The 23,209-nt window shown below is 33.5% G+C and carries 25 protein-coding genes; 12 read left to right on the top strand and 13 right to left on the bottom strand.

The annotated features are described in order from the left end of the window. The first annotated feature begins 49 nt into the window (after positions 1-49). Positions 50-805: a 1-acyl-sn-glycerol-3-phosphate acyltransferase gene (locus OA85_RS04700; protein WP_039108333.1), complete on the top strand. Its 756-nt coding sequence runs from the start codon at positions 50-52 to the stop codon at positions 803-805. Here OA85_RS04700 and OA85_RS04695 read toward each other — a convergent pair. The 7 genes from OA85_RS04695 to OA85_RS04665 all read right to left on the bottom strand — a co-directional run bounded on the left by OA85_RS04695 (position 789) and on the right by OA85_RS04665 (position 6,635). Next, positions 789-2,228, bottom strand: a complete 1,440-nt coding sequence (locus OA85_RS04695; protein ID WP_039108332.1) for a hypothetical protein — start codon at positions 2,226-2,228, stop codon at positions 789-791. The genes OA85_RS04700 and OA85_RS04695 overlap by 17 nt on opposite strands. After that, complete coding sequence (locus OA85_RS04690) at positions 2,225-2,767, bottom strand: RNA polymerase sigma factor (protein ID WP_039108331.1); 543 nt, start codon at positions 2,765-2,767, stop codon at positions 2,225-2,227. Before OA85_RS04690 ends, OA85_RS04695 begins: the two co-directional genes overlap by 4 nt. A 17-nt stretch (positions 2,768-2,784) precedes the next feature. After that, on the bottom strand, positions 2,785-3,198 hold the full coding sequence (locus OA85_RS04685) for a hypothetical protein (RefSeq protein WP_039109372.1): 414 nt from the start codon (positions 3,196-3,198) through the stop codon (positions 2,785-2,787). A gap of 133 nt (positions 3,199-3,331) precedes the next feature. Beyond that, complete coding sequence (recA, locus tag OA85_RS04680) at positions 3,332-4,339, bottom strand: recombinase RecA (protein WP_035674074.1); 1,008 nt, start codon at positions 4,337-4,339, stop codon at positions 3,332-3,334. Between the two features lie 204 nt (positions 4,340-4,543). Next, positions 4,544-5,053, bottom strand: a complete 510-nt coding sequence (locus OA85_RS04675; protein ID WP_039108330.1) for an acyl-CoA thioesterase — start codon at positions 5,051-5,053, stop codon at positions 4,544-4,546. Between the two features lie 45 nt (positions 5,054-5,098). Next, positions 5,099-5,482: a DoxX family membrane protein gene (locus tag OA85_RS04670; RefSeq protein ID WP_039108328.1), complete on the bottom strand. Its 384-nt coding sequence runs from the start codon at positions 5,480-5,482 to the stop codon at positions 5,099-5,101. Between the two features lie 4 nt (positions 5,483-5,486). Further along, a complete protein-coding gene (locus tag OA85_RS04665) occupies positions 5,487-6,635 on the bottom strand; it encodes a DNA polymerase III subunit delta' (protein WP_039108327.1) in 1,149 nt (382 codons plus the stop codon). A gap of 220 nt (positions 6,636-6,855) precedes the next feature. Here OA85_RS04665 and OA85_RS04660 point away from each other — a divergent pair, with 220 nt between their 5' ends. The 4 genes from OA85_RS04660 to OA85_RS04645 all read left to right on the top strand — a co-directional run bounded on the left by OA85_RS04660 (position 6,856) and on the right by OA85_RS04645 (position 10,264). Then, positions 6,856-7,911, top strand: coding sequence for a sensor histidine kinase (locus OA85_RS04660; RefSeq protein WP_039108326.1), 1,056 nt, complete (start codon positions 6,856-6,858; stop codon positions 7,909-7,911). Then, positions 7,908-8,597: a LytTR family DNA-binding domain-containing protein gene (locus OA85_RS04655; RefSeq protein WP_039108324.1), complete on the top strand. Its 690-nt coding sequence runs from the start codon at positions 7,908-7,910 to the stop codon at positions 8,595-8,597. Before OA85_RS04660 ends, OA85_RS04655 begins: the two co-directional genes overlap by 4 nt. 145 nt (positions 8,598-8,742) lie before the next feature. Then, a complete protein-coding gene (locus OA85_RS04650) occupies positions 8,743-9,480 on the top strand; it encodes an intradiol ring-cleavage dioxygenase (RefSeq protein WP_039109370.1) in 738 nt (245 codons plus the stop codon). Positions 9,481-9,571: 91 nt separating this feature from the next. Next, positions 9,572-10,264 (top strand): hypothetical protein, encoded by a 693-nt coding sequence (locus tag OA85_RS04645; protein ID WP_039108323.1) that lies wholly within the window; start codon positions 9,572-9,574, stop codon positions 10,262-10,264. Here the strand turns inward: OA85_RS04645 and OA85_RS04640 are convergent. Next, positions 10,261-11,031, bottom strand: coding sequence for a hypothetical protein (locus OA85_RS04640; protein ID WP_039108322.1), 771 nt, complete (start codon positions 11,029-11,031; stop codon positions 10,261-10,263). The genes OA85_RS04645 and OA85_RS04640 overlap by 4 nt on opposite strands. A gap of 232 nt (positions 11,032-11,263) precedes the next feature. On the opposite strand from OA85_RS04640, the gene pgk reads away from it, so the two are divergent. The 4 genes from pgk (at position 11,264) to OA85_RS04620 (ending at position 16,123) form a co-directional block, all read left to right on the top strand. Then, positions 11,264-12,451 (top strand): phosphoglycerate kinase, encoded by a 1,188-nt coding sequence (gene pgk / locus OA85_RS04635; protein WP_039108321.1) that lies wholly within the window; start codon positions 11,264-11,266, stop codon positions 12,449-12,451. A gap of 297 nt (positions 12,452-12,748) precedes the next feature. Further along, the gene (locus OA85_RS04630) at positions 12,749-14,602 is read left to right on the top strand and encodes a LysM peptidoglycan-binding domain-containing protein (protein ID WP_039108320.1); all 1,854 of its coding nucleotides are present in this window, start codon (positions 12,749-12,751) and stop codon (positions 14,600-14,602) included. 48 nt (positions 14,603-14,650) lie between these two features. Next, the gene (locus tag OA85_RS04625) at positions 14,651-15,628 is read left to right on the top strand and encodes a DUF4837 family protein (RefSeq protein WP_039108319.1); all 978 of its coding nucleotides are present in this window, start codon (positions 14,651-14,653) and stop codon (positions 15,626-15,628) included. A gap of 48 nt (positions 15,629-15,676) precedes the next feature. Further along, on the top strand, positions 15,677-16,123 hold the full coding sequence (locus OA85_RS04620) for a GNAT family N-acetyltransferase (protein ID WP_039108318.1): 447 nt from the start codon (positions 15,677-15,679) through the stop codon (positions 16,121-16,123). Here the strand turns inward: OA85_RS04620 and OA85_RS04615 are convergent, their stop codons facing one another. From OA85_RS04615 to OA85_RS04605, 3 genes are all read right to left on the bottom strand, one after another. After that, complete coding sequence (locus OA85_RS04615; RefSeq protein WP_039108317.1) at positions 16,124-16,930, bottom strand: OmpA family protein; 807 nt, start codon at positions 16,928-16,930, stop codon at positions 16,124-16,126. Beyond that, positions 16,930-18,567 carry a S41 family peptidase gene (locus tag OA85_RS04610; RefSeq protein ID WP_039108316.1) on the bottom strand — a complete coding sequence of 546 codons (1,638 nt, stop codon included), beginning with the start codon at positions 18,565-18,567 and terminating at the stop codon, positions 16,930-16,932. The genes OA85_RS04615 and OA85_RS04610 overlap by 1 nt, the downstream gene beginning before the upstream one ends. Before the next feature lie 103 nt (positions 18,568-18,670). Then, positions 18,671-19,108, bottom strand: coding sequence for a ribonuclease P protein component (locus OA85_RS04605; protein ID WP_039108315.1), 438 nt, complete (start codon positions 19,106-19,108; stop codon positions 18,671-18,673). A gap of 125 nt (positions 19,109-19,233) precedes the next feature. Between OA85_RS04605 and OA85_RS04600 the strand changes: the two genes are divergently transcribed. The 3 genes from OA85_RS04600 (at position 19,234) to OA85_RS04590 (ending at position 21,765) form a co-directional block, all read left to right on the top strand. Next, positions 19,234-19,968, top strand: a complete 735-nt coding sequence (locus tag OA85_RS04600) for a 1-acyl-sn-glycerol-3-phosphate acyltransferase (RefSeq protein ID WP_039108314.1) — start codon at positions 19,234-19,236, stop codon at positions 19,966-19,968. Between the two features lie 10 nt (positions 19,969-19,978). Continuing rightward, complete coding sequence (locus OA85_RS04595; protein WP_039108313.1) at positions 19,979-20,965, top strand: acyl-ACP desaturase; 987 nt, start codon at positions 19,979-19,981, stop codon at positions 20,963-20,965. A 146-nt stretch (positions 20,966-21,111) separates the two neighbouring features. Further along, positions 21,112-21,765 carry an HD domain-containing protein gene (locus OA85_RS04590; protein ID WP_039109368.1) on the top strand — a complete coding sequence of 218 codons (654 nt, stop codon included), beginning with the start codon at positions 21,112-21,114 and terminating at the stop codon, positions 21,763-21,765. 106 nt (positions 21,766-21,871) lie between these two features. On the opposite strand, the gene OA85_RS04585 is transcribed toward OA85_RS04590, so the two are convergent. Further along, on the bottom strand, positions 21,872-22,276 hold the full coding sequence (locus tag OA85_RS04585; RefSeq protein ID WP_039108312.1) for a hypothetical protein: 405 nt from the start codon (positions 22,274-22,276) through the stop codon (positions 21,872-21,874). A 145-nt stretch (positions 22,277-22,421) separates the two neighbouring features. After that, entirely contained in the window at positions 22,422-23,204 is a 783-nt protein-coding gene (locus OA85_RS04580; protein WP_039108311.1) for an enoyl-CoA hydratase/isomerase family protein, read from the bottom strand. Between the last annotated feature and the right edge of the window lie 5 nt (positions 23,205-23,209).

Below are 23,209 nucleotides of genomic sequence, written 5' to 3'. Positions count from 1 at the left end.
ATTTAATTCTTTTAATAATATTAACATATGATTCCTTATTTTTGACGTCATGAGAGGAATAAAAATTATTTTTTGGGCGTTATGGCGTATATGGTTTTATATTTTGATGGCCATTCCTATATTAGTAATGTTTCCTTTTCTAGTATTATCAATCCTGACGGAAAGTGGTTATCCGTATTTTTTTAAGATGGCTCGTATTTGGGCAAAATGTATTCTTTTTGGAATGGGTTTTTATTATAAAATAGATAAAAACCAAGAACTGGAGTCGCATAAAAGTTATATGATTGTTGCTAATCATACCTCAATGGCCGATATCATGCTGATGCTTGCCACAATTAAAAACCCATTTGTTTTTGTAGGCAAAAAAGAATTATCAAAAATTCCTTTGTTTGGATTTTTCTACAAAAGAACCTGTATTTTGGTGGATAGAAGTTGTTCCAAAAGTAAAATGGAAGTTTTTAATAGGGCACAAAAAAGAATAAATCAAGGACTGAGTATCTGTATTTTCCCAGAAGGCGGCGTTCCGGATGATGAGTCGGTTCTATTGGATTCTTTTAAAGATGGTGCTTTCCGATTGGCAATAGAACATGAAATTCCGATTGTCCCTATTACTTTTGCAGACAATAAAAAAAGATTTTCATATTCCTTTTTTAGTGGAAGTCCAGGACTTATGCGAGTAAAAATCCATTCACATATTGATACTTTAGGCAAAACCGGATTGGATAGAAAAGAAATTCGCGAAGAAGTACGAGAAATAATTTATACCCAATTAATTGCTTTCGATTCCATTAAAAATTATAAATAATCCCCGAATACAGTCCAATAAAAACAGGTTTATAATCTCCGGAGTTTTTAGAATAGGTGTTCAATTGATACTTAACCATAGGCTCAAAATTAATTTGAAATGATTTTACTAATTGGTACTTAAAGCCCAATCCAACATTAGTACTAAAATGGATATCATTTAAATTTTTTGCTTCTCCTAATTTTACATTAGTGTCAGAGGAAACTAACGATATTTTATTCTGATTTAGAAATAATGTGCTTATTCCGCCAATTACGTTAATGCCAAATTTCTTGTTCAAAATGGCATATGAAAGTTCCAACGGCACTTCATAATAACCCATTTTTTGATTTAATGCGCCGGTATTAGTTTTTTGAAGGTCTTTTTCAAAAGTGATTAGCGTATTAAGAGCAGCTTGGTTTTTAATCTCAATTAATTGGTTTGAACTATAATTAATATTCGCTAAATTATTGTTTGATAACCCCGAGGAATAAACAACTCCATTGGTGTTGTACCCTAACGTGAGCTTGTTAATTCCTGTTCGTATAGCTATTTTTTTAGAAACGGCATAATTTACCCCAATACCAAAACTTAGGCTGTTATCAGCCGTTTTTTCGTTTTTCGAGAATTGAGGGTCAATTGGAGATCCACCCGAATTTGAATTCAGATACACCGCGGCAACATTGGGTATAATTTGCCATTTGTTTTTGTTACTAAGAACAACAGTTTGTTTTTCGGCTTGTTTCTTTTTTAGAATTTCCTCTAATTCGTTCGGGGATTCCGGAGTAATTGAGGGTTCTTTTTTAGATTCTATAGCAGCAATTTTAGATTCCTCTTTTTCTTGAAGTGCCTTATTTTCCTGGGTTTGATTTTGATTGTTCTCAAACAAATTTGAATTTTGCGCTCTATTTTTATTCGCAATTAATGGGCTGTAATTAATGATGCCATTACCGGTAGCCGTTTGTTTTAACGGTGAATTATTTTTTGAGAAATAAAGGTTAGTATTATTTTGATTTTTCTTTTTGTCAGCAATGGATTTTGATGGAGTAAAAGTTGTAATTTCTTTTTCATGGTTTCTAACGGTTTTTGGGTTAGTTATTACTACTTGTTGACTGTTTTTTATTTCGAATGGGTTGCTCTTTTTTTCAATTTTATTTGGAATGGATTCCTTCTGTTCCGATTTTTTATCTAAAGTCTTTGTGTCTAAAACGATACTGTTTTTAGGTTCAGTATTCGTTTTGAAGGCCATGTTCAAGACAAATAAGCCTAAAATAAAAGCAGCTGCGATTCCTGAAAACTGCATCCAAAATGGAATTATTTTTCGCTCTTTTTCCTTTTTCTTTAAAGCTGCCTCTATGTTTATCCAAACTTGATCGTTTGGTTCTGCTTCAAAATCCTTGAATTTTTCTTGAAACAGTCGGTCTATGTTTTTTTTGTCGTTCATTTTGCCAATGACTTTATTTCAATTCTTGTATACGCTTCTATTTTCTCTTTTAAAATCAACCGTGCTCTGGCAAGATTTGATTTTGTGGTTCCTGTTGTTATTTTAAGCATTTCTGCGACCTCTTTATGAGAATAACCATCGAGAACGTAGAGGCTGAAGACTAATCGATATTGATCAGGTAATTCTTGGATGATTTGCATTAAATATTCAATTGGAATATTTTCGTCGTCAACGTCAATTTCCTCGTCAGGAATATTTTCATTGATAACCTCCATGTACCGGACGCCTTTGTATTTTTGGAGCGCATTGTTTATGATTATTCTTTTGGCCCAGCCTTCAAAAGAGCCTTTGCCGCTAAACTGTTCTATTTTTTTGAAGATAATTATAAATCCATCTTGTAAATTGTCTTGGGCATCAGCATAATTATTGGAATACTTCAGGCATACCCCAAAAAACTTTTTAGCGAACAATTGATACAATTGTTCTTGAGCTTTGGAGCAACTTTTTTTACAGTCATTAATTATTTGATCTAATCCCACAGAATTTATTCTATTTGTTAGTTGACTACAGGAACTTCTACTTCTTCGAAAAGTTCTTTACCAGTGGCATCTTTCCCTTTATAGAACTTAAAAATGTACGAACCAGTATTAGTTACATAAAAATTAAAAGACGCTTCTGACGGTGCTGGGATTGATTGTGTACAAACTTGACCATTCTTTACAGCAGTTTGAATGGCTATAGTTCGTGTATTTAGTTCTTTACTGTAATAAATACCTTGAAAAAAATGACATTCAGTAGGTTTGGAATATTTTAGTTTTATTTCGTAAGTGCTTCCCAATGTAAATTTTTCAGGCAAGGTATAACTATCTACAGGAAGTACTTCATAAGTGTAAGTATCTTGATTGCCATTATCAAGAGAGCATCCTGTCAGGGTGGTAATGAACAGAATAAACAGAGCAAATTTTTTCATTTTTTTCATTTTTTAAATTTATACTATTCAGCTTCTTTAAATGACGGGGAAGCTGTTTTTTAATAGATATAAATTTTTGAAAAAGGTTGCGTGTAAAAATAAAAAAACCCGAATAAATTTCGGGTTTTAGTTTTTATGCTTCTGCTAATTCTTTTATTCTGGCTTTAATTTTTTCTTCTAATTCATCCGCTAATTCCGGATTGTCTTTTATTAAAGACTTAACAGCATCACGACCTTGCCCTAATTTAGTTTCACCATAACTGAACCAAGATCCCGCTTTTTTGATGATTTCAAATTCTACTGCAAGATCTAAAATTTCTCCTGTTTTTGAAATTCCTTCACCATACATGATGTCAAATTCAGCGATTTTAAATGGCGGAGCGACTTTGTTTTTCACCACTTTTACTTTGGTTCTGTTTCCAAGTACGTTATCACCATCTTTTATTTGAGTAGAACGACGGATGTCTAAACGAACCGAAGCGTAAAACTTCAATGCATTTCCTCCCGTTGTAGTTTCCGGATTACCAAACATTACTCCAATTTTCTCTCTCAATTGGTTAATAAAGAAAACAGTACAATGCGTTTTGCTGATGGTTCCTGTTAATTTACGCAATGCTTGAGACATCAAACGTGCGTGAAGACCCATTTTAGAATCTCCCATTTCACCTTCGATTTCACTTTTTGGAGTCAAAGCGGCAACGGAGTCAATTACAACAATGTCAATTGCTCCTGAACGTATCAAGTTTTCAGCAATTTCTAGTGCTTGTTCCCCATTATCAGGTTGAGAAATGATTAGGTTTTCGATATCTACACCTAATTTCTCTGCATAATTTCTATCGAAAGCATGTTCTGCATCAATAAAAGCAGCAATTCCTCCCGCTTTTTGAGCCTCAGCAATGGCATGAAGCGTCAAAGTTGTTTTTCCAGAAGATTCCGGTCCGTATATTTCAATAATTCGTCCTCTTGGATATCCTCCAACCCCTAATGCTAAATCGATTCCTAAAGACCCGGAAGAAATAGTTTCTACTTCCTCAATGGCTTTATCACCCATTTTCATTACGGTTCCTTTTCCGTACGTTTTGTCTAGTTTGTCAAGTGTAAGCTGTAGCGCTTTTAATTTGGATTCTTTCTCTGTACTCATCTTCTCTTTTACCTTTTCTTTCATCTATTTGTATTATTTTATAACTGTAAGAAACTGACAGAATGACTAATTATCCTGAAAATTTCGTTTATGTAAGAACATTTATTTTCGTAAAAATACTTCTTTTTTTGATGTAAATTTTCTCTTTCAAGAATATTTTCAAATCTAAATTTCAATAAAAAATAGCAAGCTAATATAAGATTGTTACGCGAACAATGCCTTCAATTCAGTAGCGTCATGAGGGTTCATTTTTCCTGCTAAAACTAAACTGAGCTGTTTGCGTCGTAATGCTGCATCAAAGCGTTGTTTTTCCAGTTCTGTTTCTGGAACTATTTGTGGCACTTCTACAGGTCTTCCGGTATCATCAACAGCTACAAAAGTATAAATGGCTTCATTGGCTTTGGTACGGTTTCCTGATTGTCGGTCTTCTACCCAAACGTCAATATATATTTCCATTGAACTTTTGAAAGCTCTGGAAACTTTCGCCTCCACATTTACCACACTTCCCAGCGGAATGGCTCTGTTAAACGCTACGTGATTTACGGATGCGGTCACGGTTATTCTTCGGGAATGTCTTCCGGCTGCAATACTAGCAGCGCGATCCATTCTGGCTAACAATTCGCCACCAAAAAGATTATTCAAAGGATTAGTTTCGCTCGGTAAAACTAAATCGGTTAATATCGTCAGGGATTCTGAAGGATGTTTTGGAGTCATTTTTTTGTATAAAAAGTAAGTGTTTTTTTTAAAATAGTGGTGGTTTTAGTTTAACCAATAAACGGCCATTATAGCAGGAATAAAATAGATAACAATCGTTCTGGCTCCATCATAATCTTTGGCTAATCGTTGTCCAAAAAGCAACATCAATAAAGTGATACAAGAGAAAACAGCTCCATAAAAGCCAAATACTCTTCCATTGTTTATCAATAATTCGATGCAACCAACAATGCATAGAATACCTGAGATTAATTCTAAAATTAAAATATTCAGTAAGGCCAACGGCACTTGATTTTTTAATGGTGTTTTAGCAAAATGACCTTTTAACCAGTCTACATTGTCTTTCCAATAAAACAGTTTGTCGTAACCGGATTGCAGAAAAGTAATTGCCAGAAAAATCAAAATTAAAATAGAAGTAATGTTGTTCATGTTTTTATTTTTTGTGAATTAAACGGGTAAGTTTTATAGATAAATCGGTTAAAATAATTTTTGCATTTCCGTTGCGTTCAATATGATACATGGCATCCGAAAGTTCTTTAAAAATATCATTTATATTGTTGCCATTTACAAAAGGCGCAAAATTCTCCAGTTTGAATTTCTCCACTTGTGGTTCCATGTAAACCAAACTTGCGGTTTGATAATTCAATAACAAGGCTTGACGAAACATATCGATACAAAAGTGTAAAAATTTCTTTTGGGTTTCTCTTCCTAAACTGGCAATTTGCTCGCTCCATTGAATCAAATCCTGAATGGCCGCTGCATTTCCTTTGGCTCTAAAAGCGGCTCGAACCCAGTCAACAAACCATTTTTCAAAAAAAACAGATTCACTGTCCGGTTGCAATAATTGCAGTGCTTTGTTATAATTCCCTTGTGCTTGATGCGCTATTTTTATAGCCGTTTTAGATTCTATATTTTCTCTTGAAACTAAGGCTTCTGAGATGACTTTTTCGCTCAAACCATTAAAATGCAAAACTTGGCATCGGGAACGAATGGTTTGAATTATATCTTCTTCATTTTCTGAAATCAAGATAAAAACCGTTTTATCGGTTGGTTCTTCCAGGAGTTTCAATAATTTATTGGAAGCGGCAATATTCAATTTATCGGCCATCCAAATAATCATTATTTTGTATCCTCCTTCGTAGGATTTTAACGCGAGCGATTTCAAGATTTCCTGCGCATCGTCAACCCTTATTTCTCCTTGTTTGTTTTTAACGCCTAACATTTGATACCAATCAAACAAACTTCCGTACGGATTTTGGTTTAAAAACTCCCGCCATTCCGTGATAAAATCGATACTTTTTGGTTTCGTTTTTACATCTTCGGTACTTACGGTTGGGTAAATAAAATGCAAATCCGGATGGGATGTTTTTTGAAATTTGATATTGCAAGCTTCGTTTGAACCCGTGTTTTCTGAGTTTTGATTGCTGCAGATAATGTATTGTGCATAAGCAATTGCCATGGGCAAAGTACCACATCCTTCTGGACCAACAAATAATTGTGCATGGGGAATTCTACCCAAATCAGCACTTCTTGTCAAATGACTTTTAATGTGTTCTTGTCCTAAAATTTCTGAAAATTGCATGAAGCAAAGATAGCAGAAAATGGTTTAGTCTAAAATTTTAGGATGCAAAGTTTCACGTTAGGAAGTTAGCAAAATGATTCTTAAAAAGGGATCGAATTTCATAATCAATTACCGTATTTGTTTAAGATAATTTGTAATTACCTCAATAATTAACGTTTTCACCGTAATAATTTGAATGCTACGGCTTAGAATCTTAAATTTGAATGGTTAAGTTTGATTTATGAAAAAAGAAATTTCCTTTTACGCGTTGCATTTATGCCTGTGTTTAGCATTTATGCTTTTGCCGTATGCATTTACTTCGTCAGGAAGTGTTTTTAGTTTGCCGAATTTAGCTACTAATGGTCATGATAGAATCTATTTTTTGATCTATTTCATGTTGCTGTTTTTCTTTTACTTCAATTATTATTATCTAATTCCGAAGGTTTATTTTTCAAAAAAACTGATACTGTACTTTATTGTTATCGTCCTGTTTTTATTATTCTTTCTATGGATTTCAACTGTTTTTGATCATCCGGAGCGTAATTTTCTGGATTTTGGACACGGAAACCCACCAAAGGGAAGAATGCTTCCGCCAAAACCTATGGTTTTAAGACCTATAGGTGGACCACCAACGCAATATAGTCACACTACTTTGGTCTATTTAATTGGAGTTGTTTCCAGTTTATTATTTGCCATCAATATTCGGTTACAGAAAGTAGAGAAGGACAAAATGAAATCGGAATTGTCCTTTTTGAAAGCACAAATTAATCCTCATTTTTTGTTCAATACCTTGAATAGTATTTATTCTTTAGCTATAAAAAAAGATGATAAAACGGCAGATGCAGTGGTTCAATTATCCGAATTAATGCGCTATATCATAACAAATGCCAATGATGATGTAATTGCTTTGGATAAAGAAATTAATTACATCAACAATTTTGTTCAGCTTCAAAAAACCCGTTTGGGCAACACCGTAAAAGTTGATTATGTTGTAGAAGGGAATGCTTTTGGCAAATGCATCACGCCACTTATTTTAATTTCATTTATCGAAAATGCATTCAAGCACGGTGTAAATCCAAATCAGAATTCTGATATCGCTATTCGGATTACAATTGTTGGAGATTATTTAACTTTATTTGTTTCTAATTATAAAGTGCAATCCATTCAATCGGATAGTGGGATTGGACTGCAAAATACAATCGAGAGATTGTCTCTTTTGTATCCCAACAACCATGTGTTGAAAATTGATGATAATCAGGAAAACTATACCGTAACCTTAACGATAAAAGTAGGATGATAAAAGCGATTGCTCTTGATGATGAACCGCCAGCATTGGATATTTTGCAAAGTTTTTGTGATAAAATCGAATATGTAGATTTGCAAAAAACATTTACCAAATCGGAGGAGGCATTTAAATACCTGAAGAAATATCCCGTCGATTTATTGTTTTTGGATATTAATATGCCATCCATTTCCGGAATTGATTTTTTTAAAAATTTGCCACACAAAACGATGGTAATTTTCACCACTGCGTATTCTGAATATGCAGTTGAAGGATTTACATTGAGCGCCACCGATTATATTTTGAAACCATTCTCGTTTTCCCGATTTCAACAAGCGGTAGAAAAAGCCTTTTCGCAATGGAAATTGCAAAACCAAGATCCAGAGCAATTGTATCTATTTATTCGTGCCGATTATAGTTTGATAAAAATCCTGTTTTCAGATATTTTATATATTGAAGGGTTAGACGATTACGTTAAAATTCACATACAAAATCAGAAAACTATTGTCGCCAGAATGACTTTGAAAGCAATCCTTCAAAAGTTACCTGTTCCCGAATTTATAAGGGTACACCGTTCTTTTATTGTTCCCATTTCTAAAATCGAAAAAGTACGGAACAAAATAATTTATATTAACCAAGAAGAAATTCCGGTAAGTGCGAGTTATGAAAGTGCTTTTTTTGCCGCAATCCATAAAGAATAAGTTGGTTGTATTATTGTTAAAAAATTACAAATTTAACCTGTTTTTTACTTGTTTACCGCATAAAATCTTTCGGTTACCTCATAAATTTTAGCACTTATTTGCATTTAAATACTTTTATCATTGTAATATTAAAATGGTATTTGCTATGGAAAGAAAAGATTTTTTAAAAGGATTGGGATTAATAGGATTAGGATCCTTGGTCATTCCTATAATTAAGGCCTGTAACAGTGATGATGCTACTTCTTCAACAGGAACTACAACTACAGGTTCTACTGCTACATCAGGAAGTTGCACCGTAACTTCCTCAGAAACAGCGGGACCATTTCCTACTAAAACACCTGCTTCACTGGTAACGACTAATATTGTGAGTGATAGAACTGGAGTAGCATTTACCATTAATGTTGCCATAAAAAACACCAATGCCAGTTGTGCTGTTTTAGCGGGCGCCATTGTAGATATTTGGCATTGCGATAAGGACGGTTATTATTCAGAATATGGCGGAACCGGAATGCAATCAGCAGATTTTACGGCAGTTCACTTTTTGAGAGGAAGACAAACTACAAATGCTGATGGAATAGTTAGTTTTAAATCTATTTTTCCGGGTTGGTACAGCGGTAGAGCAACGCACATTCATGTTCATGTTTATAATGCTTCAGGGACATCGCTGCTAGTTACTCAAATTGCATTTCCTGAAGGTTCAAGCAGTGCGGTTGTATTAGTAAATTCCTCGACTGCTAATGGATATTCTAAAGGAATGACGGGCTATACTTATAATGCCAGTGATAATGTATTTTCAGATGGCGTTGCCAATGAATTATCAACAATTACTGGAAGTATTGCCGAAGGATTTGTCTTGGAACACACCATAAATGTTGCGGGTTAAGTTTTTTGAATTAGTAAATAAAAAACAATACCAAAACCTGTAAGATTTTAAAATTTTGCAGGTTTATAGTTTAATTGTAAAGGCTATTTTTATGATGCAACAAAATCCGGCACAAATATTCAAATCTGAATCGAGAGGGCAGTTGAAATCAAATGGATATAACTGTTTTTCTACATTCAATTTTGGAAATTATTTCGAAGAGAGTAGAAAACCATTCGGGTCTTTACACGTTTTAAACGAAGCAATACTGACGCCTCAATATTCAACCCAAACGGTTTTGAAAGCCAATACTGCAGTGCTTATTTTACCGCTGTTTGGCGGAGTAGATTACAAAGACAGTTTGGGAAATGAAAGTTTTATTGGAGTCGAGCAAATCCGAATTGTTTCTGTCGAAAAAGAAATGTCTTTCGAGCTTACTAATTCTTATGAGGAAGAAAATGTCAGTTATTTACAAATAGGATTCAATGCCAAAAGTCAAGATTTCGAAAGCAATTTCAAACAGTTTCATTTTGGTTTAACTGATAAAAACCAACTAATTACATTATTTGAAATTTCAAATACATTGGGTTTTATAGGAATGTATGACGCAAGAAAGGAGGGGTTTTATTCGCTAAAAAACAATTCGAATGGCGTTTTTGTTTTTGTAATTAATGGTGCTTTTGAAATCGAAAATCGGTTGTTAGAATCAAAAGACGGATTAAGTTTATCCGGAATTGACTCCTTAGAATGGGAAGCGTTATCCGAAAATGCGCTTCTTATCGTTTTAGAAATTCCAAATGCTTAAAAATTACTCTTTAATTCTTTCAATAAACTGATTTCATTTCCCAAATCAATTAAACCGCGTCTTGGTCGGTCTAAATCTAAAGTAACCAAAATCACGACACAAGAAAGCAAGCAAAAACCGACGATGAAATACTTGTCCATTATTTTTTTAGAACCGGAACTATAGCCAATGTAAAAGGAAATAATGATCGAAAACACCAATAATAAATAAACGATGGATTCAGGAACTGCTGAATTATATACGGTATTGGTAGAAGATGCGGCATCAAACATATCATTTAAGGCTGGCAACATCATATTAGATTGTATAAAATAATCTTTATTTTTTGCGTAAAAACTGGCTCGATTCCATAATTTTTTACTGTACTCCTCTGATTTTTTTAGCGATGAATTGATTTTATCATCATCTCTATTCGAATCAAAATAGTCAATTCTAGCGTTTAAATACGTTTGAAAATCAGCTTTGTACACTTTTTTTAAACTATCCGGATAAATATCCGAACGTAAAATTGCCGTTCCAATACTATTGGCTTCGTTAATTACATTTGTTCTTCTGTTTTCATAACGAGAACCTGCCATTCCAAATGTAAAAGCCAATAACAAAGCCAATAATCCTAATAAAGAGGATAAAATTCCAAAATCATCGGAATCTTTTTTCGGTTTTTTGAATCCAATTGTGTACCCTATCCTTATCGTTATAAGCATTGAAAAAAATAAAAAAATAACAATATAACGAGCATCTAAATCAAACAAAAAAGAATGTTTCATAATTTTAAAAATCAAAATGAAAGGAGCTGTTTTTTATATCTAAATTACTTTTAAAAGTATAAAAAATAAAAGTAGGTTCCTTAAAATTAATTTCAAAAAATAAATAATTTGAGAGAATTACAACGTTTTCGTTAGTGGATTTCCCTAATTTTCAAACTATTCTTATTTTTTAGTTCCTGAAAAGTTCTATATTTGTTATTCTTTCAAAAAAAACAAACTAAAAATATACTTAATGAAAACTTTAAACGATTTTAATTTTAAAAATAAGAAAGCAATAATACGTGTTGATTTTAATGTGCCTTTGGATGAAAATTTCAACGTAACAGATGCCACTCGTATCGAAGCGGCAAAACCTACAATTGATGCTATTCTTGCTCAAGGTGGAAGCGTAATTTTGATGTCACATTTAGGCAGACCATCAGGTGTTGAAGAAAAATATTCATTGAAACACATCCTAAAAACAACTTCAGAAGTGTTAGGAGTACCGGTTCAGTTTGCTTCAAACTGTGTTGGTGTGGAAGCTAAAAGTGCTTCGGATAAATTACAGGCTGGAGAGGTTTTATTATTAGAAAATTTACGTTTTCATAGTGAAGAAGAAGCTGGAGATGTTGCTTTTGCAAAAGAATTAGCGTCCCTTGGTGATATTTATGTAAATGATGCTTTTGGAACAGCACACAGAGCACACGCTTCGACTACAATTATCGCTCAGTTCTTCCCAACTGAAAAATGTTTCGGATTATTATTGGCTAAAGAAATCGAAAGCTTGAACAAAGTTTTGAAAAACAGCGAAAAACCAGTAACAGCAGTTCTTGGTGGATCTAAAGTTTCTTCTAAAATTACTGTTATCGAGAATATTCTGGATAAAGTGGATCACATGATTATTGGTGGTGGAATGACATTTACTTTTGTGAAAGCATTAGGAGGTAAAATTGGAGATTCTATTTGTGAAGATGACAAACAAGAATTGGCATTGGAAATCTTGAGATTGGCTAAAGAAAAAGGAGTTCAAATTCATATTCCGGTTGATGTTGTTGCAGCAAATGCATTTTCAAATACTGCCGATACTCAAATTGTTGATGTAGAGGCAATTCCTGATGGATGGCAAGGACTTGATGCTGGACCAAAATCATTGGAAAACTTCAAAAAAGTAATTATGGATTCTAAAACTATTCTTTGGAATGGTCCATTAGGAGTTTTTGAAATGGAAAGTTTTGCTAACGGAACAATCGCTCTTGGTAACTTCATTGCTGAATCAACTGCAAACGGAGCTTTCTCACTTGTAGGTGGTGGAGATTCAGTAGCTGCTGTAAAACAATTTGGACTAGAAGACAAAATGAGTTATGTTTCAACTGGTGGAGGCGCTATGCTTGAAATGCTTGAAGGAAGAGTGTTGCCAGGAATTGCAGCGATACTGGACTAATTGATTGATTTAAAAAGGTTTGATTTTAAACTGTAATTCAGATTAAGAAATAATACCTAACTATAATAATAAGAAACCTTAGCGAAGAACTATTTGTCGCTAAGGTTTTTTAGTTTTAAAATTTGATGAATTGTATTTTAAAAGAAGTTTTCACAATGGAATCAAGGAAAATTCTTCATAATTGAACGAAATGTTGCATTTTTAACAATATTTAAAGAAATTTTTAGTTTCAACCTATTAAGTTTGTAAAAATTAGATTTGTAATCATTTGTAATATAGGTCATTGATCATAAAAATATGAATATAAAAAATACCACCCTATCGTTTTTTCTATTGCTGTCAGTAACTGTGTTTTCACAAGAACTTGTTGAAAATAAAGACATTGTAAAAATAGAACCCAAATTATCCTATTTAGATTCTATCAAGAAAACTTTCGTGAAAGATGACATGGCCACTTGTGTTGATAGCTTGTGGATGAAAGAATTGACCAACTTAGATTTATACAACAATATAACCGACGATATAAAAAATATCAATATTGACGAAAAAGTGGATTATGAATTGCCTACAGCACTTTTGAAAGAAAGACTGGCGGCGATGGATGCAAAATCACCTTTCAATATTGAATACAATCAAGGTCTGGAAAATATCATCAAATCATTCCTAAAATACAGAAAGAAATCTTTTGAACGATTGATGGCGATTTCGGAGTATTATTTCCCGCTTTTTGAAGAAGCGCTTGCCAAACAAAATGTTCCTTTAGAAATAAAATATTTAGCAGTTGTCGAATCTGCCTTAAATCCAAAAGCAGTTTCAAGAGTTGGTGCTACAGGACTTTGGCAATTTATGTATCAAACCGGAAAACAATATGGTTTGAAAATTGATTCCTATATTGATGAGCGAAGTGATGTATTGAAAGCTTCTGAATCTGCAGCACAATACATGTCTAACATGTACAAGATATTTGGCGATTGGGATTTGGTTTTAGCCTCGTATAATTCTGGACCGGGAAATGTTTCTAAAGCGATTAGACGTTCTGGTGGTCAACAAAATTATTGGAACATTAGAAAAAATCTTCCAAAAGAAACGCAAGGATATGTGCCTGCTTTTTTAGCAACAATGTATATTTATGAATATCATACTGCACACGGTATTAAACCGGATAGAGCGATAATTAAGCATTTTGCTACGGATACAATCCTGATTAAAAAGCAAATGACATTCAAACAAATATCTGATTTGCTGGATGTTCCAATGGCACAATTGCAGTTGTTAAATCCATCGTATAAGCTAAATGTGATTCCGTTTTATCATGATGAAAATCATTTCTTGAGATTACCACAGGAAAAAATAGCTGTTTTTGTTTCAAATGAAGACCGAATTTATGCTTACGCTGAACACGAATTAAATCTTAGGGAAAAGCCGTTTCAGGTTACAAAACCTATTTTTAAAAGGGATACTGTTAATTATGCTTTGCAACAAATAAAACTTCCTAAAACTTCCTATTACAAAGTACGACGCGGAGATAATCTGAGTGAAATTGCGGATAAATATGATGTCGCCGTTTCAGATTTGAAGAAATGGAATAAACTCCGAAGCAATTCAGTTCCATATGGTAAAAGTTTAAAAATTATTACTGAACAAAGTATTGTAAGAACAGTTAAGAAAGAACCTAAAGTAGAGGAGGTTCCTACTGAAACTGTTTCGGAAAATCAAAGAGTAGCAGCTTCTGAAGTTAAAGTTAATAAAGAAGAAGAATTGGCTTCTAATCCAGAACGAAAAGACATAGAATATGTCGTTCAAAAAGGGGATAATCTAGGGAATATCGCTAAGAAGTTTGGAGCAACTTTAACTGATTTACAACAATGGAATAATTTATCAGACCATAATATTGCTCTAGGAGCTACTTTGATTGTTGCCAAAAACGAAATTGCAATTACTACAGATAAAGCATCGTCGAGTTCTTTCAAGAAAAAAAATATAGCTTCAGTTTCTAAAAAAGAGGCGGCGGAATATTATGTAAAAAAAGGCGACTCTTTATTTAGTATTGCCAAAAAATATCCTGGAGTAACTATTTCAGATATAAAAAAATGGAACGATATTCGCGGTGAAGGTATTAAACCCGGAATGAAGTTAAAAATAAACGGATAATCCGACAAACTTCTATAAATTTGGGTTTTATTTCAGAATTAAATTATAATGAATAAAACCCATTTTTTATTGCTTCTTGTTTCCCTGTTGTTTTTTTCTTGTGCAAAGAAGAATGATGATCTGCATCGTAAAACGACTGGAAAAATCAATACTATTTCAGTTATTATTGATGATCAGTTGTGGAATGGTGAAATAGGGGACAGCATTCGAAATAAGTTTGCATCACCAGTCATAGGATTGCCACAGGAAGAACCGCTTTTTAACATAAATCAATATCCGGTCAAGCTTCTGGAAGGCTTCATGACAGATACCCGAGCAATTATTGTGGTAAAGAAAGAACCGCAAAATAAATTTGAAATAAAGAAAAATCAATACGCATCACCTCAAAATGTGTTTCATATTTCAGGAAAGACCGGTGCCGATATTATAGCCAGTCTGGAAAAAAATGCACCACAAATGATTCAATTAATCAAGCAGACGGAAATTGCCGAAAGCCAGAAAATTAACAACCAATCATTACTGAATCCCCAAGTAATTGACAATAAATTTCATATCTCAATAAAGATTCCTACCGGTTATACCTATGTACTTCACAAAAGTAATTTTATGTGGCTAAAAAAGGAAATTAACGGTGGAAATACAAGTTTGTTAATTTATCAAGTTCCTTTAAATTACATCAAGAAAAATCCAAATCTGATTTCCAATATCATAAAAATGCGGGATTCAATAGGTAATTTATATATTAGCGGGACAGAACCCAATACTAATATGATTACTGAAGAAGCCTATGCACCTTATCTTTCAAAGATTACTCTTGACGGAAAAGATGCTTACGAGACCAAAGGAACTTGGGAATTAAAAAATGATTTTATGGCGGGTCCATTTATCAATTATGCGATTATAGACAAGGAATACAGTAGAATCTTGGTTTTGGAAGGTTTTTGTTATGCACCATCAAAGGAAAAACGAGACTTGATGCATGAATTGGAATCCATTATAAAATCAGTTGAAATTGAAAAAAGGTAATGTCTAAATTACTTTAAATTAAAAATTAATATAAAAACGAAATAATCCATGGCATTAGAATGGAAAATAAAGCCTTTTGAGGCGCTTACGGTACATGAACTATATGATATACTCAAATTAAGAAGCGAGATCTTTGTAGTAGAACAAAACTGTGTTTATCTTGATCTTGACGGTAAAGACAAAGTCGCGTTGCATCTCTTTGGAGAATTTGAAGGTGCAATTGTGGCTCATGCCCGACTTTTTAAAGCAGGAATCAGTTTTGATAACGCTTCTATCGGAAGAGTAACCGTTGCTGCAAATTACCGCGACAGGAAATGGGGTCATGACTTAATGCGGGAAGCTATTGCAGGGATTTTGTCTCATTTTGGCGAAAGCAAGATTACCATTGGAGCCCAATTATATTTGAAAAAATTTTACGAAAGCCAAGGTTTTGTGCAAACCAGCGAAATGTATTTAGAAGATGATATTCCGCATATTGAGATGCAGAAAGTATAATTATATTTTCAAAATAAGAAACTCAACCCTTCGGTCCAGCGCATCGCCTTTTCCTAAAGGAAATCTATTCCCGCAACCTTTGTAAGACATTCGTTGCGGGTTAATTTTTTTTGATAGTAGGTATCGATAGACGTTTCGGGCACGATTAAAGGAAAGTTTTCTTTCGTGAGTATACTCGTCTATTGCGTCCTCATAATAACTTGGAGTACAGCATACGTGTCCTCTAATTTCAAATTCCAACTTTTGATTTTTTTGTAGTATTGCTGCAATTTTGTCTAGTTCTTTTTTAGATTCTAATGGCAAGGCACTGCTTCCTAATGCAAACAAGATGTTTTCTAGATAAATGCGATCGCCAACTTTGTGATTGTCCTGAAACGAATTGTAAATGCCATTTTCAAAACTATTTTTGGCAACAATAAATAAATCGACGCGTCTGTTTTTAGAACGTATTTCGGTTAAGTTTTCTTCATTCTCTTTGGTCAAAATAACGCGTCCTTTCCCTTCGATAATTACAATTTTATTTTTGCTGAAACCATTTGCAGTAAGGATATCCTGAACCGTTTTTACACGATTTTTTGATAATTCATAATTATAATCGTTGTCACCTCTGTCGTCACAATATCCATAAATTTGAATCGATTCAATTTTTGTAGTATCTGATTTTTTTGCAAAATCGATTATGGTTTTAATTTGTTCATTATCAATTGCATATTTGTCAAAATCAAAATAGACAGTTTGTACTGGTTTCTCTTGAGCTGAAAGGTATCCGAAAAATAAAAAAAGAACAATTTTAAAATAGTTTTTCATTACAATTTTAAAATAGATTTGTATTCTGGGGTATTGTTCAAAATACTTACGGCTTTCTTAATTTCCGAATTATTTTTTATGTAATATTGATACAAACCTTCTTGATATTGGTAGCGTTTAATGATTTCTTCTAAAATTAAATTCTTGATTTCTTTTTGATTTTTATCCAATAATGCATCTTCGCTTTTTTGTAAAGCGGAAAGTAATTGTTGGTATTCGACAGTGATGGATCCGTCTATTTTTTCTTTTTTGGCTACGGCCAAAGTGTTTTTCAATGCCAACTCCGTATCCGTGTCAAAAGAGAATTTTTGTGCTTTTAAAAACTGTTTAAAGTCTAAATAGTCCGCATCAGAAATCGTGGGGATGGTATTGCCTAAAGTTGGGTTTTTGTAATAATAACTCGTCACATAATTAAAAATCCCATCATTTTTGACCAATGCATTTGTAATTGGACTCAATTTTGTTTCGTCAAGTTCCACATCGGGCTGAATGCCTCCACCGTCATAAACTGTTCTTCCTTTTCGGGTTTTAAAGGCATTGTAATTCTTCTCTTCGGTTTTTATAGCCAAACCATTTTTGTCTTTATGGGCATAATCCAAAGCTTGAATGCATCTGCCAGAAGGTGTATAATAGCGAGAAATAGTCACTTTTAGTTGGGTTCCGTACGTTAAATCAACCGGTCTTTGCACCAATCCTTTTCCAAAACTTCTGCTTCCCAAAACCACCGCACGATCTAAATCCTGCAAAGCTCCCGAAACAATTTCTGAAGCCGAAGCACTTTTTCCATTTACAATAATGATCAAAGGAATTTCAGTGTCAACGGGTTCTTTAGTTGTTTTGTAGGTGTTGTTGTATTTTTCAATCTTGGATTTTGTAGTGACTATAATTTCATTTTTTGGAACAAAAAGGTTACAAATATTTACTGCTTCGTTCAAAAGTCCTCCAGGATTGCCCCTTAAGTCCAAAACAATTCTCTTAGCGCCTTCGTTTTTTAATTGTTCCAATGCCATTTTGGTTTCTACAGAAGCCTTGTTGTTGAAATGGGACAAAACGATATAACCGGTTTCTGCATCTATTTTGCCAAAGAAAGGAACTGATTTTATTTCCACTTCATCACGAATAATTTGGGTGGTATACGGTTTTCCCTGACGGATGTATTTGATGTCAATTTTAGTGTTTTTTGATCCTTTGAATAATTCGGAGGCATCCTCTTTAAAATCAGATAAAAGAATATCGCCTACTTGAGTGATTTCATCACCGGCTTTAAGTCCCGCTTTATCTGCCGGAAAGTTTTTGTATTGCTCTTTTACGATGAGTTTGCCGTCTTTTCTAGTTAATAAAGCGCCTATTCCAGTATATTCCCCAGTATTGTTTATTTTAAAACTGACCACATCTTGCTCATTAAAATAAACAGTGTACGGATCTAAACTGGCTAGCATGCCTTTGATGGCTTTGTCCATTAAGTCACCAGGATTTGTTTCATCGACATAGTTCTTGTTCAATTCCTTGAAAAGGGTGGTGAAAATCTCTATTTGTTTAGCGATTTCAAAAAAATCGTCTTTGAAACTCACACCAACATAAAGAAACGCTGAAGCGACAATAGGAATTATAATTTTTTTTTGGAAAAAAGAATTCATGGCTTTTGGACTAAATTTGAGAGTACTAAATTAAGAATAAATCACCAATAATTATACGGGATAAAGTGTAAACGCAATTCTACGGTATTTAGTAAAATTGGACTTATTTATTTTCTAAATTTAAGCCGCTTTCTGGCAAAGGTTTTTTACTGTTTTGAGCAATAAACTTCTCAAATAATTGAATGGTTTTGGTATTGATTTCTTCATAACTCAATCGGTCCTTGCTTTGGTAAAAAAACATAAAAGCATGAGGTTGGTCCAGATTATCAATCAATAAATGTTTGTTGAGACGGTAGGTTTCTCGTAACACCCGTTTGAAATAATTGCGATCAACGGCTTTTTTAAAGTGTTTTTTAGAAACCGAAACACCCATTTTAATTTTTTCATCTGTCCCGAAACTTCGGGATTCAGGGTTACCCAAAGCACCGGAATAATAAACCAATCGCAACGGATATTTAGAAACTGATTTCCCTTCAGAAAACAATAATCCAATGGTAATTTTACTTTTTAGCTTTTCGTTTTTTGGGTAAGTGAAGTTCATTTTAATAGAAAAAGTACATTGATTTTGATTGGCAAAGTTACGATTAAACGTTCAGCCTGTATATTGTTTCCGATTTAAATCGGGCTAAAAATATATTTCTTACTTTTGTGCCAAATTTTTAAAGCATGCAAAAACTAATTTCGTATCCCATATCCATAATTTATTATTTATGTTTTGGTCTTACCTTGGTTATTTTTCACCCAATTCAGTGGGTTTGCTTCCATGTTTTTGGCTATCAAGCCCATAAAAAAAGTGTTGATTACCTGAATTTTTTCTTATTAAAATGTACGAATCTTTTAGGAACAACCTATAAATTTGAAAATATAGAAAGTATTCCTAAAAATGTTCCTTTGATTTTTGTCTCTAATCATCAAAGTATGTACGATATTATTGCGATGATTTGGTTTTTCCGACGATTTCATTGTAAATTTGTTAGCAAGAAAGAACTGGGCAGCGGCATTCCAAGCGTATCTTTTAATTTACGTCATGGTGGTTCTGTTCTTATTGATAGAAAAGACCCTAAACAAGCCATTCCAGCCATCAAAGGATTATCGGAATATATTGAAAAATACAATCGGACGGCAGTTATTTTTCCGGAAGGAACGAGAAGTAAAACAGGGAGACCGAAGGAGTTTGCTCAAAGCGGATTGAAAATTTTGTGTAAATACGCGCCATCGGCATACGTGGTTCCAATAAGCATAAACAATTCTTGGAAAATGGTTAAATACGGATTTTTTCCTTTAGGTTTAGGAAATCATCTTACCTTTGTAGTACACAAACCATTAGCCGTTAAAGATTATAGTTTTGCTGAATTAATGGAAATAACAGAAACAGCAGTTGTTCAAGGAATAAAAATTTAATTTATATATAATGTCAATAAAAAACATTCGATTAGAAGTAATGCAGTTTTTAGAAAAAAACGTAGATAGCTTTGTCGATCAGTATCTAATTCCAGTAGAAAAAATATGGCAACCAACAGATTTTTTGCCTAATTCTCAGAGCGATACTTTTTTTGATGAGGTCAAAGAATTACGTGAAATTGCAAAAGAATTACCATATGATTTCTGGGTGACTTTAGTAGGGGATACGATTACTGAGGAAGCTTTACCAACATACGAATCCTGGTTAATGGACGTAGACGGTATTGATAATGTAGAGAGAAACGGTTGGTCTAAATGGATCAGACAGTGGACTGGAGAGGAAAATCGTCACGGTGATTTACTAAGTAAATATTTGTATTTGTCAGGTCGTGTAAACATGCGCGAAGTAGAAATGACAACGCAGCACCTTATCAACGATGGTTTTGATATTGGAACAGGAAGAGATCCTTATAAAAACTTTGTATATACCAGTTTTCAAGAGTTGGCAACTTATGTTTCTCACAACAGAGTGGCACAAATGGCTAAGAAATATGGAGATAACAAATTGTCTAAAATGTGCAAAATGATTGCTGGTGACGAAATGCGTCATCATCATGCCTATAGCGAATTTGTAACTCGAATTTTTCAAGTGGATCCTAGCGAAATGATGCTTGCGTTTCAATATATGATGAAAGCAAAAATTGTTATGCCAGCGCATTTCTTGAGAGAATCAGGTGAAAAAATAAGCACTGCTTTCGAACAGTTTTCTGATTCGGCGCAAAGAATTGGCGTTTATACAGCTGCAGATTATGTAGATATCATGCAAAAATTAATCGACAAATGGGAAATTGACAAGATTGTTGGTTTGACTGATGAAGCAGAGAAAGCGCGTGATTATTTGATGAAATTACCGGGAAGAATGGCAAAAATATCGGAAAGATTAGTGATTCCTCAAGAGTCACATATTTTCAAATGGGTAGAACCAGCGAGATTGTAATTTGAAGTATTGAGATTTTAGTATTAAGTATCAAGATTTGATAGTTGACATTGTAATTGCAATAAAGTTTTAAAATTGATTAACAAATGTTGATTTTTGAAGTTTTCGAACTTAAAAAATCAACATTTTTTTTACAAAACATAACGATGAATAACCCCGATTTAATTAGTAAAACAATTCTTTTTGTAAAAACAAAACTAGAAAATGCAGAAGGTGGGCATGACTGGTTTCATATCGAAAGAGTATATCGAAATGCTATTTTGATTTCTAAAAACGAAGCTTGTGACACCACAATTGTGCAACTTGGTGCTTTGCTTCATGATATTGCTGACAGTAAATTCCATAATGGAGATGAAACTATTGGTCCTAAAATTGCTCGGGAATTTTTAGAATTAGAAAATGTTGATGAAGAGATTATCGTTCATGTGGTGAATATCATTGAAAACATCTCGTACAGAGGAGGCAATTTCGAAAAGAAATTCTCTTCAATAGAACTGTATGTTGTTCAGGACGCAGATCGATTAGACGCCATTGGCGCCATTGGAATTGCAAGAGCATTCAATTATGGCGGATTTAAAAACAGAACGCTCTATGACCCTAAAATAGCTCCAAACACAAGGATGACAAAGGAAGAATACAAGAAGAGTGATTCTCCAACTATCAATCATTTTTATGAAAAGTTATTGCTCTTAAAAGATAAAATGAATACCCAAACCGGAAAACAAATTGCAAAGGAAAGACACCGTTATATGGAAGGTTTCATTTCACAGTTTTATGCAGAATGGGAAGGGGAGAAATAGGATTTTTGATTGCGGATAAACGATTTTAAATTTCATATCTTTTTTCGATTGCTGGTTTTTTAAATCAAAAATCAGTCCCGATAGCTATCGGGATTAATCAAATATCTTAAATCGAAATCCCTTTGGATTTCATTTCTATAATTACATCCGAAGCATTTTTAAAAGTTGGCGCTTGCTCAATAATGCTTCCTACTCTTTTTTTATTGAGTTTAAAGGTGATATCATTCTCCGTAGTAAACAGCAAAGCTGTCAAAAAGGGATTGTTCATATAGGGAGCCAATATAATAAAAGCTTCATCGAGTGTGTGGAAACTTTCTACTTCTTCCGTTTTATAACGTGCAGTAACTGACAGACTAAAAACGTCATTTTCTAATAAAACCGGACGTACATAAATATTTTTCAGTTCCGTATCACCAATGGTTTTGGCTAGCGTTAATTTGGCGTAAGTGCCATTTTGAATGCTTTCTTTTACTTTTTCCCAAAATTGAGCAAATACTGGTTGAAAGGACATAATTAAATTTTAGATGGTGTTATATTCCGAAACGGGTTTGCAAAATTAAGTTATGTAAATCAAACAATCCGTTTTTGAGCAAAGATTATTTTAAATGCAATCACTTGTAAACTAAAAAGAGAACCAATATGGCTCTCTTTTGTTATTATTTCCCAGTAAACGCAGCTTTTCTTTTTTCTAGAAATGCCGTTGTTCCTTCTTTAAAATCTTTGGTTCCAAAACATTTTCCAAAAGCTTTTATTTCGGTTTCATAGCCATTTTTGCCTTCTTTGAAATTGGCATTGATTGCTTTTATAGCTTTACCAATTGCGTATGGTGAGTTTTTTATTATTCTTTGTGCAAGATTACTACAGTAATCTAAAAGTTCTGCTTCAGGTACGACGTGATTTACTAATCCAGTTCTGTAAGCATCTTGAGCAGTTACCATTCCTGCTGTCATGATCATTTCCATGGCACGTCCTTTTCCTATCAATTGTGGTAAACGTTGCGTTCCGCCATAGCCAGGAATAAGTCCAAGGGAAACTTCAGGCAAGCCCATTTTTGCATTTTCTGAAGCGACTCTGAAATGACATGCCATCGCTAATTCTAACCCGCCACCTAATGCAAAACCATTGATTGCTGCGATAACGGGAGTTTTAAGATTTTCTATAAAATCAAATAATTTTTCCTGTCCTTCAGCAGCTAATTGCATTCCTTCTTCGATAGAAAAATTAGCAAATTCAGCAATATCAGCACCAGCAACAAAAGCTTTTTCACCACTTCCAGTTAGAATAATAGCACGAATTTCATTGTTTTTCCCCAATGTTTTGAATGCTTTATACAAATCAGTAATGGTAGCTTTGTTTAAAGCATTTAGTTTTGTAGGACGATTAACGGTAATTGTTGCAGTATTATTCTCTGTTGTAATTAAAATATTTTCGTAATTCATGATTG

This window comes from Flavobacterium sp. AED, assembly GCF_000812945.1.
Lineage (GTDB): Bacteria > Bacteroidota > Bacteroidia > Flavobacteriales > Flavobacteriaceae > Flavobacterium.
The sequence above is the reverse complement of the archived record's forward strand: the minus strand, read 5'-3'. Positions and strand labels throughout refer to the sequence as shown.